The sequence below is a fragment of the Paraburkholderia sp. genome, assembly GCF_049581445.1.
In the GTDB taxonomy this organism is placed as follows: domain Bacteria; phylum Pseudomonadota; class Gammaproteobacteria; order Burkholderiales; family Burkholderiaceae; genus Paraburkholderia.
Map to the genome: position 1 here is coordinate 1 of NZ_JBAURZ010000245.1, position 15,038 is coordinate 15,038.

A 15,038-nucleotide genomic window follows, 5' to 3' on the forward strand; every position below is an offset into this window, starting at 1 on the left:
ATATGCCGATGTCGGTGGAAGGCATCGTCGCGATGCAGGCCTGTGCGCGGATCGGCGCGACGCATTCGGTCGTGTTCGGCGGCTTCTCGTCGAAGTCGCTCAACGAACGCCTGGTCGATGTGGGCGCGGTCGCGCTCGTCACCTCGGACGAACAGATGCGCGGCGGCAAAGCGTTGCCGCTGAAAAACATCGCCGACGAAGCGCTGGCGATGGGTGGCTGCGAAGCGGTCAAGAGCGTGATCGTCTATCAGCGCACCGGCGGCAAGGTGGCGTGGCAGGAAGGCCGCGACCTGTGGATGCACGAGCTCGCCAAGGCCGAGTCGGATCAATGTGCGCCGGAGTGGGTGGGCGCGGAGCACCCGCTATTCATCCTCTATACATCGGGCTCGACCGGCACACCAAAAGGCGTGCAGCACAGCACTGGCGGTTATCTGCTGTGGGCTGCGCAGACGCTGAAGTGGACCTTCGACTGGAAGCCGACCGACGTGTTCTGGTGTACCGCCGACATCGGCTGGATCACCGGCCACAGCTATATCGCATACGGACCCCTCCTATTGGGTGGCACCCAGGTCGTGTTCGAAGGTGTGCCGACGTATCCGAACGCGGGCCGCTTCTGGGACATGATCGCAAAGCACAAGGTGACGCTGTTCTACACGGCGCCCACCGCGATCCGTTCGCTGATCAAGGCGACTGAAGGGGACCCCGAGGCGCATCCACGGAACTATGACTTGTCTTCACTGCGCATCCTCGGGACGGTAGGAGAACCGATTAATCCGGATACATGGCTCTGGTACCACGAGAACGTGGGCGGCGGCCGTTGCCCGATCGTCGATACGTGGTGGCAGACCGAAACCGGCGGCCACATGATCACACCGCTGCCGGGGGCGACGCCCCTGGTGCCGGGATCGTGCACGTTGCCGTTGCCGGGCATCATGGCAGCAATCGTGGATGAGACTGGCCGTGACGAACCCAACGGGCAGGGTGGCATTCTTGTCATCAAGCGGCCCTGGCCGTCGATGATCCGGACGATATGGGGCAATCCGGAGCGTTTCAAAAAGGGCTACTTCCCTGAAGAACTCGGCGGCAAGCTCTACCTCGCCGGCGACGGCGCGGTGCGCGACAAGCAAACCGGCTACTTCACGATCACCGGTCGCATTGACGACGTGCTCAACGTGTCGGGTCACCGGCTCGGTACTATGGAGATCGAATCGGCGCTGGTAGCAAATCCGCTGGTAGCGGAGGCAGCCGTAGTCAGCCGGCCGGATGAACTCACGGGAGAGGCCGTCTGCGCGTTCGTCGTACTCAAGGGTGCACGCCCGAACGGCGCGGAGGCGGTGAAGATTGCCAACGAATTGCGTGCATGGGTGGGCAAGGAAATTGGACCCATCGCCAAGCCGAAGGACATCCGGTTTGGCGAGAATCTGCCGAAGACACGGTCGGGCAAGATCATGCGCCGGCTGTTGCGCTCGCTCGCAAAGGGTGAGGAGATCACGCAGGACGTGTCCACGCTCGAGAACCCGGCCATCCTCGACCAACTTGGCGAAGCTAGCTAACCCAACACGGCGATTACGCACCCGGTATCTCCGTCGGATACCTGTTATGCCGCGACCTTTGAATGACAGGAGACACACCATGAGCACCCCTGCAGCGCAAAGCAAATTCCCGAATCCCGCCCCACTTGGGCTGGCAGGCTTCGCATTGACAACCTGGCTGCTAAGCATGATCAACGCAGGCTGGTTTTCCACCGATTCCATCGGACTCGTGCTGGGCTGTGCACTCGCCTATGGCGGCACCGTGCAGGCGATCGCGGGAGTGATGGAGCTTCCGCGGGGCAATACCTTTGGTGCGACGGCGTTTCTGAGTTACGGCGCGTTCTGGTGGTCATTCGCGCTTTTCGTTCTGTTTTTGCATGGCAAGGTGCAACCGGCGTTCGTCGGCTGGTATCTGTTCCTATGGGGCGTCTTCACGCTGTATATGTGGTTCGCGACTTTCCGCTCGCCACGTGCGCTCCAATCCATCTTTCTGGCGCTTTGGATCACGTTCTTTCTGCTAGCCGCCGGCGACTGGACGGGCTCAATTGCATTGCACACTGCTGGTGGATATGGCGGTCTGGTGACTGCGATTCTCGCGTTCTATCTGTCCGCTGCGCTAATGCTGAATGAGACCTACGGGCGCGTCGTTCTGCCAGTCGGCGAAGCGCGGCTTTTCAGGCAAAAGGTGGCGCTCTCGTGACTACGTTCAACCTCAGGATTTGGGCCGGAGTATTCCCTTGCAGGAGCTTCAGGCATAGCCGCGCGAGGAGAGGAAAGCGGTGACCAGCGCAGGCTAAGGGATTGATGCGAATCAACGAACGGGCAGCGTTGGACTTTGTGAACGATGCCGGCGGGCAATCGAATATCTGCTTGGGCCTCTTTCAAAGTCGTTTACTATGGTTGGCGTTAATTGCAAGAGTTGTAAGCGGAGCCGCCGGAGGCCAGGCTGCCGGATGTGAGTTCGACAATTTCGGCAGTGATCTCGTCCTGTCGAAGGCGGCGGGAGTCGCCGACCAACTGATCGAGCTTGTCGTGAACATTGGCGTGCGTGGCGATCATCGCAGCCATGCGCGCCTCGTTTTCTGCTGCAAACGAAAGCATGATCGCTTCGCATAACTGTGCGAAAACATACTCTTCGGCGAGCCTGACCATCAATCGTTGCGGGGCCAGCGTGACAAGTGGCGCAATATGCCGCGCCGACACGGCGAAGCGTGCGAAGTCGAAGGGCAGTAGCGATTTCTGGACGATTTCGATTGTGGTGGCAAGTTGCGGCACGGCATGCAACACGGTGACGCGTGTTGCGCGGCCGGCTTCCAGACGTTCATACAAGGCTTCGGTAATGCGGTCGGCGAGCGCCGCGACTTCATCGCTATGGGCGACCATTGGTGCGGACCAACCCACCGACAGTCCATGTTCTTGCGCGATTACGACACCCCTGTCGCCGATCACAAAGTAATCCATGACGCCCGCGTGCGGCACCTGTGCCGCTGCCTCGATCATGTGCTCGGTGAACGAGCCGACGAAGCCCTGTTCAGCGCATAGCACGAGCACCAGGTGTGTACCGGCACCTTCCTCGGTCCGGGCGGAGGCCAGTTGGGCGTTGCGATCATCCAGCATCAGCGCGTCGCCGATTGCGGCTCCGATCATGTCGGCGCATGCACGAATACCGTCCAGCCGGCTGCGCGCTTCCCGCGCCCGCGCTGCTGCAATGCCGCGCATGGCGTTCACCACGGACTCGAGCTCGTGAACGGTCGCAATGCGAGCCTGGACGTCGGCGAGCCGGTTGCTCATGGCGACGTTGCCTCAGCTGGCGGTGATATGGCGAGCTGCAGTGCGAGTTCGCGCACAGCCGCCACGAGTGCCGCTTGCGTCGCGGCATCAAGCCTGCCGGAGGCGGCGAGGGCAGCGGCGGCCTGCGCGCCACCGTTTGAATCCAGATGCGTGCGAAGACGGGCGCGCACCGCCGCGATGCATTCGATGGGTTGCGCATCGAAGACCCCGTCGGCAAGAGCGGCCAACAGTGCGATCTCGTCGACAGGCCGTAGCGGCGCGAAGCGAGGCTGCGTGATGAGTGCGCGGATGCGCTCGCCACGCGTTACTTGTGCCTTCACGCGAGCATCGGTAAGACCGCCGAAGCGGGTGAACATCTCGAGTTCCAGGAACTGCGAATAGTCGAGCCGCAGACGCCCCGAGACCGTACGCAACGTGGCGATCTGTGCCTTGCCGCCGACCCGGCTTACGCTTAGACCCACGTCCACTGCAGGTCGCTGGTTTGCCGCGAAGAGCCCTGAGTCCAGCACGATTTGCCCGTCGGTGATGGAGATCAGGTTGGTCGGGATATACGCGGACAGATTGCCCGCATCGGTCTCGGCAATCGGCAATGCGGTCAGCGAGCCGCCGCCCAACTCGCTGGAGAGCTTCGCCGCACGCTCAAGCAGCCGTGCATGCACATAGAAGATGTCGCCGGGATAGGCTTCACGGCCAGGGGGCTCTCGAGTGAGCAGCGCGAGTTCACGATGCGTGGCGGCATGCCGGGTCAGGTCGTCGATCACGATGAGCGCGTGCTGGCCGCGATCACGAAAGTACTCAGCGATCGTGACGCCGGCGAATGGCGCGATCCATTGCAAACCGGGTGAGGCCGCCGCCGAGGCGACCACGAAGACGCAGCGCTCGGGCGCGCCGTGGCGCCGCACGGCGTCGATAGCGCGTTGGACTGCCGTGGCTCGCTGGCCGATTGCGACATACACGCAGATCACATCCGAATCCTTCTGGTTGACGATCGTGTCGAGTGCAATGGATGTCTTGCCCGTGGCCCGATCGCCGATGATCAGCTCGCGTTGTCCGCGTCCGATTGCGAACAATGCATCAATCAGCAAGATCCCGGTTGCCACTGGTTGAGTGACGAGATCGCGCTCGATGATCGCTGGGGCGGGCCGCTCGATCGGCATGTGTGCTTCGGCCGGCACGGGCTCGTCGCGGTCGAGAGGCCGGCCGAGCGGATCGACGATCCGGCCGAGCAGACCTTCGCCCACCGGCACTTCCACCACTTGGCCCGTACTGCTGACCCGGCTTCCGGCGGCGATGGCATCGCTATCGTCGAGCAACACGGCGCCAATCGTATCGGGATCAAGCGTGAGCGCGAAGCCGAGCCGGTCTCCTTCGAAACGCAGCAGTTCGTTCAGGCGAACGTCCGGCAAGCCGGAGATCAGGGCGATGCCGTCAGCCACGTGCTCGACCCGGCCGACCGTCTCCGCCTGTGGAGCCAGCTGGGTATGGGCCAGCGTCGTTCGGCTGCGGACCAGCCACGCGTCCTCGGCGGGATCAGGCACGGATTGCGTCATGAGCGAGCAGCTCCGTCTTGAGGTGACTCAGATCGTTGCGCAAACTGTTGCGCACGATCGCATGGGGCGCTTCCAGTTCGAGGCCGGCGAGCACGCTTGCATCCACCGTGACCTGTAGCGGTGGCTCGCGGCCCAATACGCGGGCCAATGCTATCCGGCAAGCGTCGATTTCATCCGGCTGCAAGCTGCGTGGCGCGATCAGCCGCAGTGCCCCACCGTCGGTAGCCAGTTGCGCCTGGGCGTCGGGCGACAGCTTCGCCAGTTCCCCGGCCAGACCTTCGATGAAGCCCGCAACGCGCGCTTGCTGGGGCAAGCGGTCGAGTAGTCTTGCCGCGATATCGAGTGCAAAGCGTGTGGCCCGATCCGCATCAGCCTGGGCCGCATCCCGGCGCATGGTATCGATTTCGGCCTGGGCGGCGGCCCGAAGCCGGTCTGCATCAGCGTGCGCCGCCTGTTCGAGCGACGCCTTTAACGCGGCAGCTTCGGTACTCGCCGCAGCGAGCAGTTGCGCATGCTGCTGGGCGAGTCCGGCGAGTTCCGCGGCGGCCTGCTTCTGATCGTTCAGCGCGACGTCTTTGGCCGCCGCCGCATCGTTCATCAGCGCGGCAGCGACCCGCTGACGCTCGGTGACGATATTGGCAACAGGCTTGAAGAGAAAGTGCGCAAGCAGCCAGACAAGCACCAGTGCATTGATTGTCTGTAGTCCGAGCGTCCACCAGTCGATGTGCATGGCAGCCTCAGACCTACTTGATGAACGGATTGGCGAACAGCACCAGCAGCGCGATCACAAGGCAATAAATGGCCATTGTTTCGATCATCGCGAGACCGACGAACAGTGTGCGCGAGATCGTGCCCGCCGACTCAGGCTGGCGCGCGAGCGCGTCCATCGCCGCGGCGACCGCGCGGCCTTCGGCGAGCGCCGGTCCAATTGCACCAAACGATACGGCGAGCGCCGCTGCAATAATACTGACGATCTGGATGAGATTGTTCATGAGGTGCCTTGTTGCGTGTCGGAGGATGCGGAGGAACCTTCGGCGAGCGCGGCGCCGATAAATACCATCGCCAGTACGGTAAAGATATAGGCTTGCACTGCACCGGTCAGCAGATCCAGAGCCATAAGCGGAATGGGCACGAGCAGGCCCGCGAGCGAAAGCACGATGCCGACGACGAATACGCCGCTCATGACGTTGCCGAACAGACGTACTACCAGCGAAAAGGTACGCGTGATCTGCTCCACCACGTTGAGCGGGATCATGACCCACGTCGGTTGCGCGAATGTCGCGAGATAGCCGCGCACGCCCCGGGTGCGCACGCCATAGAACATCGTCGCGCAGAACACGATCAGCGCCAGCGCGGCATCGGTCTCAACGTGCGCGGTGGGCGGTTCGACGCCGGGTAGCAGTGACGACCAGTTGCTGACCAGGATGAGAAGAAAGAGCGTGCCGATCAGCGCGCGATAATCGCGGGGTTCGGTCTGCATGGTGTCACGGATCTGGCTGTCTATTGTGCTGACGAGCAGTTCCAACACCGTTTGCGCTTTCGACGGTATCAACGAAAGTCGGCGCGTGAGTAGCGCACAGGTTGTCCACAGCAGCGCAATGATTACCCATGTCGTGACCACCGCTGCCGAGATCGGTACGGCGCCGACATGAAAGAGCGGTTCAGTCGCAAGTGGAGAGTGCATCATGACGCACTCCTGACGCGACGTATCACGGCGTGGCGGGCGAACAGCACACCGCCAGCGCCACCAAGTAGCGCCCAGGCTCCGGTGCGAGCCAGCACGAAGAAGATGGCGGCGATGGCGCCAAGGCGCGCGATTTGCAACGCGATCGCCTTGGCTGAGGAGCCTGTGCTCAGCAACCGGACATTCCATCGCAACGTCGTGAAATGGACGAGTCCCGCGAGTATGCCGACGAAGAGGCCGATCGCGGCCTGAGCGCCCTCAGTGGTTAGCAGGAAGTTGGGCGTCATGGTCATTTCCTCTGGGTTTGCCGATGCATCCATTTCCACGCCGACCAAAGGCCGACACCTGCGCCGACCATCAGCAGCGGTGCGGAAAAGAAGACCCGGGTTCCGAAATAACGGTCGAGCCAATGTCCGAGTACGAGACCGAGCAGAGTTGGCACCACGATCGTCCAGCCGAGAATGCCTATCTGGCCCAAGCGGGCGCCGAGCGAAGGCTCGGGTTCCTCTCGTCCCGCGCGTTCGCGCTGCGCGGCTTGCCGGGCAGCATGTTCCACGCGATCGGCCGCGGCAGGCCCGGTGGCAGCGCCGTCTACTGATGAGCGGCTCGAACCGGGGGCACTGCCCGTCGCTTTATCGGCGGGGTTCCGGTCCTCCGGGTCGCCTGGATCGCGGCTCATGAGGCGACCTCTCCACCTTCACGGCCGTCGAGCCGCCCATCGACACCAGGGGCGACCGGGCGCAAATAACGCAGCAACTGGCGAACAGCTTGCGCGTGTAGACGGGTTTGCTCGACGCGTGCCTGGCGCAGCACATCGAGGCGCCGTGCGCGGGCCGTCCGGGTCTGCGCTTCGAGTGCGTCAAGCGCGTCGCCGAGCACACCATCACGGCAGGCGATCGTGACGCTGGCTCCGCCTGAGACCCTCAGAACGCCTTCTTCAACCGCACAGAAATGGCATACGTTATCTGCGCCATGCCAGCGAAGTACGCACGGCGTCAACACAGTCAGGAAATCCGTGTGTCCGGGGAGGATGCCAAAGCTGCCGGTTTCGTCTTCGGCGCGAAGTGCCACGATGTCCTGACTGTCGACAAGGACGCAAGCTGGCGTGGCGATTGTCAGATGGAGTGAGGCCGTCATGGTCCTGTGCTCCGCGGCGCGCGCGTGGTGGCGGGCGCCAGCGCGGCGCCGTGCGAGGATTGTTCCCGCTCGCGCGCTTCTTCGAGCGTACCGACCATGTATAGCGAACTCTCCTGCCAGGTATCGCAGTCGCCTGACAGGATCGCCTTGCAGCCGGCGAGCGTGTCCGCCAGCGTGACGGAGCGTCCAGGGACACCAGTGAACGCTTCCGTAACGGCGAACGGCTGGGTCAAAAAACGCTGCAGGCGGCGGGCGCGGCCGACGATGCGCCTGTCGTCGGCACCCAGTTCCTCGACTCCCAACAGCGAAATGACATCCTGCAACTCGCGGTAATGCTCAATGGTCCGCCGCACTTCGGTGGCGACTGCGGCATGCGTGGCGCCGACGACGAGCGGGTCGAGCAGGATCGAGGAGGAGGCAATCGGATCGATGGCCGGGTACATGCCTTCGGCAGCCATCGCGCGCGAGAGCACCACCATGCTGTCCACGTGAGCGGCGATGGTCGTGACCGCGGGGTCGGTGAAGTCATCTGCAGGCACGTATACCGCCTCGATCGCCGTTACCGCGACGTCGCCCACCGATACGATACGTTCCTGCAAGGCGGCGACTTCGCTTGCGAGGGTCGGCTGGTAGCCGACTCGCGAGGGCAGACGGCCGAGCAGTCCCGACACTTCCGCACCCGCCTGGACAAAGCGAAACACGTTATCCATCAGCAGCAGGACATTCTGATGGCGCTCATCGCGGAAGTACTCCGCCACCGTTAGCGCTGTGAGCGGTACGCGCCAGCGCGCGCCGGGCGGTTCGTTCATTTGGCCATACACCAGCACGGTGCGCGACAGGACGCCGGAGCTGTGCATGTCCAGCAGCATCTCATGGCCTTCGCGCGAGCGTTCGCCGACCCCTGCGAAGACGGAGATGCCCTGGTAGCGCTCGACCATCGCATGGATGAGTTCCATCACCAGCACGGTCTTGCCGACGCCCGCGCCGCCGAACATCGCAGCCTTGCCGCCCTGCGCCAGGGGTGTCAGCAGATCGATGACCTTGACTCCCGTCGAAAAGATCTGGGTGGCGGCCCCTTGTGAGGCAAGCGGGGGCGCTGCGCGATGGATTGGGCGGCGCGGCACGTCGGCAGGCAATGGACCGCCGCGATCGCCGGGTATGCCGGTTACGTTGATCAGGCGCCCGAGAATTGCTTCGCCTACTGGAACCTGAATGGGTCCGCCGCAGGCCTGCACAGGCGTGCCTCGCCGCAATCCATTGGTGGATTGCAGCGCGAGCGCGCGCACCGTGCTTACGTCCACGTGGGCCTGTACCTCAGCGATGATCGGTGGCCCCTGATCGGCAAGGATCGCGAGTGATTCCTCGATGAGAGGTAGTGTGGCACCATCGAAACTCACATCGACTACGGCGCCTCGCGCGGCAACGACGCGTCCGAGTGGTGACTGCGCCTCCGAGTGGGGCGGTGTGTGAGATTCCCGATCCAGGGAAGGTGCGGTGGCGGATTCGTCCATCATGGTCATGCCATCACGTGGAAGCCCGCATCGGCATAGATCGTCGAACCCGTCAGCGTCATACCGACGTCGCTTGCGAGGACGGTGGCGATGCGGCCGATTTCTTCGATCGTGACGAGATGCTGCGCCGGTGTGTGGGCGCGAACGTCGTCAAGCAGCGCATCGAAGTGGTCAATGCCGGATGCGGCACGCGTCTTCACTGCGCCGGCCGAGATAGCGTGGACATGGATACGGCGCGGGGCCAGGTCCGCAGCGAGATAGCGCACGCTCGACTCGAGCGCTGCCTTTACCGGCCCCATGACGTTGTAGTGTTCGACTGCCCGCTCGGCACCGTAGAAGCTCACTGTCATCAGACTGCCGCCGTCGGTCATGAGCGGCAGCGCCAGCCTCGCCATGCGGATGAACGAGTGGCACGAGACATCCATTGCGAGCGCAAAGCCTTCGGCCGAGCAGTCAACCAGGCTTGCGTGCAGATCGTCGGCCGGTGCAAACGCGATTGAATGGAGCAGGAAGTCGAGCCGTCCCCAGTCTTTTGTGATCCGCTCGAATACCGCTTCCATTTGGCCAGGAATGCGTACGTCGCAAGGTAAAACGATGCCCGAGCCGAGCGCCTGTGCGACCGGACGCACGAACGGCTCAGCCTTGTCGTTCAGGAACGTGACCGCCAGCTCCGCGCCGGCCGCGCGAAACAGGGCGGCGCAGCCCGTGGCGATGCTGTGCTCGTTGGCAATCCCGATGACCAGTCCACGCTTGCCCGCCAGATCGATGATCGCGTTCATTTTTTCGGCTCTCCTTGATGGAGGACTGAAACCGCCTCGTCGGCAATGATCTGTTCTTCGTCGGTCGGCAGCACCAGCACGGCCACGCGGCTGCGAGCGCTGCTGATGACGCGCGTATTGCCGTCGTTAGCCTGCGGATCGAGTTCGACGCCCAGCCACTTGAGCCGCTCGCAGACGGCGCTGCGCGTCTGCGGCTGGTGTTCGCCGATTCCCGCCGTGAACACGAGGCAATCCATGCCTCCGAGGCTGGTTGCGAGCCGCGTAGTCTCGCCCGCAATACGAAACGTGAAAAGCGCCAACGCTTCCTGCGCCTCGGGCCGATCGCTGGTCTGCAGTTCACGGCTGTCTGCGCTGATGCCCGAGACGCCGAGCAAGCCGGACTTTTCGTACAGCATTTTTTCGACCTCTTTAGCGCTGAGACCCTGTTGTTCAAGCAGGTGCAGCACGACACCGGCGTCGAGTGCGCCGCACCGGGTGGCCATCGGAATGCCGTCGAGCGTCGAAAATCCCATGCTCGTGTCGCAACTCTTGCCGGCATCGAAGGCGCAAAGGCTCGCGCCGCTGCCCAGATGCGCCGCGACGACCCTGCCGCGGGCGAGTTGAGGGAACTGACTAGCGAGCTGCCTGATCACGAACTGATAGGACAGGCCATGAAAGCCGTAACGCTTGATGCCCTTGTTGAAGAGTTCGCGCGGAATCGCAAAGCGGCGCACCAGATCCGTCTGCGTTCGGTGGAAGGCGGTATCGAACGAAGCCGACTGAACGAGATGGGGCCGCAGATGCCGGATTGCGCGGATGAGCCGGACACTCTGCGGTTGATGCAACGGTGCGAGCGGCACAAGTCCGGCGATGGCGGCAAGCACGTCGCTGTCGATTGCAACGGGCCCGGCGAAGCGATCGCCTCCGTGTACGACGCGATGGCCCACCGAAACGAGATCGCCGAGCGCGAAGTGGTTGGCGAACCATCCCAGCGTCTCGTCAAGCACGTCGTGCAGATCTTCAGTGACAGCCGCTTTCAGGGGAATTTCGAGCGTTTTGCCGTTATTCGTAAGATGGAACTGCAAGGGTTGATGGCGAAAATCGATCTTGCCTTGACCGACCCTCACGGCTTCGCCAGCGATAACGCTAAACAGCCCGATCTTGATCGTTGACGAGCCTGGGTTGAATGTAAGCAGCAGTGGGGTGCTCATGATCGGGCAAACCCTTGTGGATGATGTGCAGCCACCAGCTTGGCGAGGGCGGCGGAAGCCAGACGCACGCGCAGGCTATCAGCGCGGCTGGTCAGGATGATCGGAATACGCGCACCCAGCACGAGGCCCGCCGCGTCGGCGCCAGCGAAGTACATCAACTGCTTGGCCAGCATGTTGCCGGCTTCCAGATCGGGAACAAGCAAGATGTCCGCCTGGCCGGCCACAGGCGATGCAATACCTTTGGTTCGCGCTGCTGCCGGACTGATTGCATTGTCAAAAGCGAGTGGTCCGTCGAAAAGCGCGCCGGTAATTTGCCCGCGCAAGGCCATCACGCTGAGCGCGGCGGCGTCGAGCGTCGTCTGCATTCTGGGGTTGACCGTTTCCTCGGCGGCCAGCGCGGCCACGCGTGGCAGGTCAACGCCTAGCACATGTAGAAGATCGATGGCGTTCTGACAGATATCGCGCTTGTGTTCAAGCGACGGTGCGATATTGACGGCCGCATCCGTGACGATCAGCGGCTTCGAATAGGCTGGCACGTCCATCGCGTAGATATGGCTGATCCTTCGCTCGGTGCGCAGGTTCGAAGATGACGCAACGACTGCGGATAGCAGTTCGTCGGTATGAAGACTGCCTTTCATCAGCGCGTCCACCTTGCCGGCTGCGCCCAGTTCGACTGCGCGGGCAGCGGCGGCATGGCTGTGCTCGACGGCTTCGATCGTGACGCCGTCGATGCTGACATGGGCGGCCTCGGCAGCGGCGCGGATCTTCGCTTCCGGTCCGATCAGCAACGGATCGAGCAAGCCTTCGTCGCGGGCCTCGATAGCTGCCTTGATCGCATCCACCGAACACGGATGCACGATCGCTGTGCGCAGTGGAGCACTCGAACGGGCGGCGCGGATAAATGCCTCATAGCGGTCGTGACGACGCACGGCAATGTCTGGACGGACCGTCTGTGGCCAGGCGACCGGCGTATCGGGTGCGATCACGGTGGCGGTGCCGAGCAGCACCATCTGCCCCTTCTGATTGGTGCAACATGTATTGAGCAGGACGACATGCTTGTCGGCGCGTTTCTCCTTGACGGTAACCGTGGTGGTGATGACATCGCCGGGTGCAACGGGACGCTTGAACTGCAGGTCCTGGTCGAGGTAAATGGTGCCCGGACCTGGCAGTTTCGTGCCGAGCACGGCGGAGATGAGACTGGCCGTCCACATACCCTGCACGACGATGTGCCCAAACAGATCCCCCGATGCAAAGGCGGCGTCGGTATGGGCCGGATTGACATCGCCCGACATCGCGGCAAAAAGGTCGATGTCCTTCTGTTCGGCCAACCGGACGAGCGAAGCCGACTCGCCGATCTCAAGCTGGTCGAAGGTGCGATTGCGCAGCAGAATGTCTTCCATGGGAGCCCCTCAGTGCTGGAACACGTAGCTGCCGGGAGCATCGCCGAGCGCCGCACGCTGCGGGCTGGGCGCTGCAAGGGGAGGGACGATGCGTTTCGGGCTCGAGTGCGTCTTGAGCCAGTCGGTCCATGCGGGCCACCACGAACCTTCATGTGAGTCGGCCGCAGCGAGCCATTCGTCAGGACTGACGCGCAGATCGTCCGCGGCGGTACGGTAGATCCTGAAGTAGCGGTGAGCATGCCCCGGCTCGCTGACGATCCCGGCATTGTGGCCGCCGTTGGTCAGGACAAATGTGATCTCGGTATCGGACAGGTTGTGGATCTTGTAAACCGACTGCCACGGCGCAATATGATCGCGCTCCGTCGAAACTACGAAAAGCGGTGCTCGAATGTTACGGATCGACACCGGACGATTGTTGACCTGATACCGGCCGCATGCCAGGTCGTTGTCAAGGAACAGGTGCCGCAAATACTCCGAATGCATCCGGTACGGCATACGGGTGGCATCGGCGTTCCATGCCATCAGGTCGATCATGGGTGCGCGCTCGCCGAGCAGGTAGTCGTGAACCACGCGGGACCAGATCAGGTCGTTCGATTGAAGCAGCTGGAAAGCGCCCGACATCTGGTTGGCCGCCAGATAGCCCTGCGACCACATCATGCTTTCAAGGAAATTGACTTCGCTGTCGTCGATGAAAAGCTGCAATTCGCCTGGCTCGGTGAAGTCCGTTTGCGCGGCAAACAATGTGACCGAGGCGAGCCGGTCGTCGCCAGAACCCGCCATGGCCGCGGCGGCAATGGACAGGAGGGTCCCGCCGAGGCAATAGCCGGTCGCGTGAATCTTGTGATCAGGAACGATCTGCGTGACCGTGTCGAGCGCCGCCATCACGCCCAGCTGCCGGTAATCTTCGAGGCTGAGTTCGCGGTCTGCGGCATCCACGTTACGCCAGGAGATGCAGAACACCGTGTGCCCCTGTTCGACCAGATAGCGGATCAGCGAATTGTGCGGCGAGAGATCGAGGATGTAGTACTTCATGATCCACGCCGGCACGATCAGGACAGGCTCCGCCAGCACCTTACCGGTGGCCGGACTGTACTGGATAAGCTCGATCAGATGATTGCGAAACACGACCTTGCCGGGGGTGACGGCGAGATTGACGCCGACCTTGAACTGGTCGACTCCTGCCGGCGATTGGCCGCGCGCTTGCCGGCACGCATCGTCGAGCCCGTTGCGCAACCCTTCGACAAGGCTCGTGCCGAGCGTCGCGGCGGCGCGCTGCGTGACCTCGGGATTGGTGAATGGGAAATTTGTCGGCGCCACCATATCGAGTAACTGGCGCGCGCTGAACGACACTACGTCATCATGATGGCGCGTCGTGCCCGGCACGTCACAAGTTGCAGCGCTCCACCATTGTTCGGTCAACAGAAAGGACTGTTGCAAGAACCGGTAAGGTTCGGTCTGCCATGACGCGGCGAGAAAGCGACTGTCGCCTGCGGAAGGCTCCGCCAAGGGCTGTGCGTAGTAGCCGAGCGCTGTATGAGCCAGATAGTCGGTAATGCGTCTGGCGTTCTGGGCGCAAAGCGAGGCGAGTTCCAGCTGCTTGCCAGGCGCCGCCGCGAGATGAATGAGCCAGTCGGAGAGCGCTGCCTGTAGCGACGCGGGTGACAGCCCTCCCGTAACGCGGGCGGTCATCGCTTCTTTCGCATGGTCTAGCGCGCGAAAGGGGTCACTCGCAGTGGAGACCATAGGACCATCCGTGCGCGAGCTATTTGCAGCGATGGTTGGCTTGGAAAGAGTGTCCATCTCAGGTTCCTCAGGGTTTTAACGCGCTTGACTTACGATAGAACAGGAGCCTCATCTGACGACTGTAGCGTTCGGGTGCCCGTCATGCTTGATCTGAGTCAATGCAGTCACGTTCGGCTGGCGCCGCGCAGCGGCTTACCGTGGGCGCGCGAATCTCGCTCTGCGCCGTAACCGTGATCTACGTCAAAGCCGGATGCCGCTTCGCTCCTAAAGTAATTGCGATCACCGGTGAACTAAATCACGACATTTCAGAAAATGAGCGATATCGTCAAACGGCTCGGATTACAGGGTGTCGACGCACGCGAACTTTTGTCGTGGCTGAGACATTGTCTGGCGTCAGGGAGGTCAAAAGCCACCTTCAATTTCCCATTGAATTGCAGATGATGCAGGTCGGTTGATTTGATCCACGGCGTGGCCGTTGCTACACGACATCCGCTAACGGCCCTCACGGCGAGAAACGCAGTTTGTCGCGGGTTCTCACATGTCCTTCGAGTTGGTGTGCGCTGATATTCCATAGCACGGTATGACACGGCGATTTCATTTGAGGTCGCCTGCATGGGTGGATTTTCAACACAAGATGAAATGACGACGCACGAACTGATCGTTGCCGGATCGTCATGTCATCGTGTGAGAGCGGGGCCACCACCGTTGACTCAGGTCAACG

General features: G+C 62.4%; 15 protein-coding genes. 2 read left to right on the forward strand and 13 right to left on the reverse strand.

What is annotated here, in order from left to right:
* Both acs and WCA85_RS20950 read left to right on the forward strand, forming a co-directional pair.
* A partial coding sequence (acs, locus tag WCA85_RS20945) for an acetate--CoA ligase (RefSeq protein ID WP_424066787.1) occupies positions 1-1,553 on the forward strand: 1,553 nt, incomplete at its 5' end.
* Between the two features lie 79 nt (positions 1,554-1,632).
* A complete protein-coding gene (locus WCA85_RS20950; protein WP_424066788.1) occupies positions 1,633-2,232 on the forward strand; it encodes an acetate uptake transporter in 600 nt (199 codons plus the stop codon).
* Between the two features lie 206 nt (positions 2,233-2,438).
* Here WCA85_RS20950 and WCA85_RS20955 read toward each other — a convergent pair whose 3' ends face one another.
* From WCA85_RS20955 to WCA85_RS21015, 13 genes are read right to left on the reverse strand one after another with little or no spacing between them, the layout of a single operon-like run.
* Entirely contained in the window at positions 2,439-3,323 is an 885-nt protein-coding gene (locus tag WCA85_RS20955; RefSeq protein ID WP_424066789.1) for a F0F1 ATP synthase subunit gamma, read from the reverse strand.
* Positions 3,320-4,873, reverse strand: coding sequence for a F0F1 ATP synthase subunit alpha (locus WCA85_RS20960; RefSeq protein WP_424066790.1), 1,554 nt, complete (start codon positions 4,871-4,873; stop codon positions 3,320-3,322). Before WCA85_RS20960 ends, WCA85_RS20955 begins: the two co-directional genes overlap by 4 nt.
* Positions 4,854-5,603, reverse strand: coding sequence for a F0F1 ATP synthase subunit B (locus WCA85_RS20965; protein ID WP_424066791.1), 750 nt, complete (start codon positions 5,601-5,603; stop codon positions 4,854-4,856). The genes WCA85_RS20960 and WCA85_RS20965 overlap by 20 nt, the downstream gene beginning before the upstream one ends.
* A 13-nt stretch (positions 5,604-5,616) precedes the next feature.
* Entirely contained in the window at positions 5,617-5,865 is a 249-nt protein-coding gene (locus WCA85_RS20970; protein ID WP_424066792.1) for a F0F1 ATP synthase subunit C, read from the reverse strand.
* The gene (locus WCA85_RS20975; RefSeq protein ID WP_424066793.1) at positions 5,862-6,560 is read right to left on the reverse strand and encodes a F0F1 ATP synthase subunit A; all 699 of its coding nucleotides are present in this window, start codon (positions 6,558-6,560) and stop codon (positions 5,862-5,864) included. The genes WCA85_RS20970 and WCA85_RS20975 overlap by 4 nt, the downstream gene beginning before the upstream one ends.
* Positions 6,557-6,844 carry an ATP synthase subunit I gene (locus WCA85_RS20980; protein WP_424066794.1) on the reverse strand — a complete coding sequence of 96 codons (288 nt, stop codon included), beginning with the start codon at positions 6,842-6,844 and terminating at the stop codon, positions 6,557-6,559. The genes WCA85_RS20975 and WCA85_RS20980 overlap by 4 nt, the downstream gene beginning before the upstream one ends.
* 2 nt (positions 6,845-6,846) lie before the next feature.
* Positions 6,847-7,236: an AtpZ/AtpI family protein gene (locus WCA85_RS20985; RefSeq protein ID WP_424066795.1), complete on the reverse strand. Its 390-nt coding sequence runs from the start codon at positions 7,234-7,236 to the stop codon at positions 6,847-6,849.
* The gene (locus WCA85_RS20990; protein WP_424066796.1) at positions 7,233-7,694 is read right to left on the reverse strand and encodes a F0F1 ATP synthase subunit epsilon; all 462 of its coding nucleotides are present in this window, start codon (positions 7,692-7,694) and stop codon (positions 7,233-7,235) included. Before WCA85_RS20990 ends, WCA85_RS20985 begins: the two co-directional genes overlap by 4 nt.
* Entirely contained in the window at positions 7,691-9,214 is a 1,524-nt protein-coding gene (gene atpD / locus WCA85_RS20995; protein WP_424066797.1) for a F0F1 ATP synthase subunit beta, read from the reverse strand. Before atpD ends, WCA85_RS20990 begins: the two co-directional genes overlap by 4 nt.
* Complete coding sequence (fabI, locus tag WCA85_RS21000; RefSeq protein WP_424066833.1) at positions 9,211-9,972, reverse strand: enoyl-ACP reductase FabI; 762 nt, start codon at positions 9,970-9,972, stop codon at positions 9,211-9,213. The genes atpD and fabI overlap by 4 nt, the downstream gene beginning before the upstream one ends.
* Positions 9,973-9,980: 8 nt before the next feature.
* Positions 9,981-11,174, reverse strand: a complete 1,194-nt coding sequence (locus tag WCA85_RS21005) for an acetate/propionate family kinase (RefSeq protein WP_424066798.1) — start codon at positions 11,172-11,174, stop codon at positions 9,981-9,983.
* Entirely contained in the window at positions 11,171-12,574 is a 1,404-nt protein-coding gene (locus tag WCA85_RS21010) for a bifunctional enoyl-CoA hydratase/phosphate acetyltransferase (RefSeq protein WP_424066799.1), read from the reverse strand. Before WCA85_RS21010 ends, WCA85_RS21005 begins: the two co-directional genes overlap by 4 nt.
* 9 nt (positions 12,575-12,583) lie before the next feature.
* Positions 12,584-14,374: a PHA/PHB synthase family protein gene (locus WCA85_RS21015; RefSeq protein ID WP_424066800.1), complete on the reverse strand. Its 1,791-nt coding sequence runs from the start codon at positions 14,372-14,374 to the stop codon at positions 12,584-12,586.
* Between the last annotated feature and the right edge of the window lie 664 nt (positions 14,375-15,038).

Excerpts from the sequence above, each read along its gene's own strand:
- WCA85_RS20980 (WP_424066794.1), bottom strand. The coding sequence starts at position 6,844 with ATGACGCCCAACTTCCTGCTAACCACTGAGGGCGCTCAGGCCGCGATC.
- WCA85_RS20950 (WP_424066788.1), top strand. The coding sequence starts at position 1,633 with ATGAGCACCCCTGCAGCGCAAAGCAAATTCCCGAATCCCGCCCCACTT.
- WCA85_RS20970 (WP_424066792.1), bottom strand. The coding sequence starts at position 5,865 with ATGAACAATCTCATCCAGATCGTCAGTATTATTGCAGCGGCGCTCGCC.
- WCA85_RS20990 (WP_424066796.1), bottom strand. The coding sequence starts at position 7,694 with ATGACGGCCTCACTCCATCTGACAATCGCCACGCCAGCTTGCGTCCTT.
- WCA85_RS21015 (WP_424066800.1), bottom strand. The coding sequence starts at position 14,374 with ATGGACACTCTTTCCAAGCCAACCATCGCTGCAAATAGCTCGCGCACG.
- atpD (WP_424066797.1), bottom strand. The coding sequence starts at position 9,214 with ATGACCATGATGGACGAATCCGCCACCGCACCTTCCCTGGATCGGGAA.
- WCA85_RS20985 (WP_424066795.1), bottom strand. The coding sequence starts at position 7,236 with ATGAGCCGCGATCCAGGCGACCCGGAGGACCGGAACCCCGCCGATAAA.
- WCA85_RS21010 (WP_424066799.1), bottom strand. The coding sequence starts at position 12,574 with ATGGAAGACATTCTGCTGCGCAATCGCACCTTCGACCAGCTTGAGATC.
- WCA85_RS20960 (WP_424066790.1), bottom strand. The coding sequence starts at position 4,873 with ATGACGCAATCCGTGCCTGATCCCGCCGAGGACGCGTGGCTGGTCCGC.
- WCA85_RS21005 (WP_424066798.1), bottom strand. The coding sequence starts at position 11,174 with ATGAGCACCCCACTGCTGCTTACATTCAACCCAGGCTCGTCAACGATC.
- WCA85_RS20955 (WP_424066789.1), bottom strand. The coding sequence starts at position 3,323 with ATGAGCAACCGGCTCGCCGACGTCCAGGCTCGCATTGCGACCGTTCAC.
- WCA85_RS20975 (WP_424066793.1), bottom strand. The coding sequence starts at position 6,560 with ATGATGCACTCTCCACTTGCGACTGAACCGCTCTTTCATGTCGGCGCC.
- WCA85_RS20965 (WP_424066791.1), bottom strand. The coding sequence starts at position 5,603 with ATGCACATCGACTGGTGGACGCTCGGACTACAGACAATCAATGCACTG.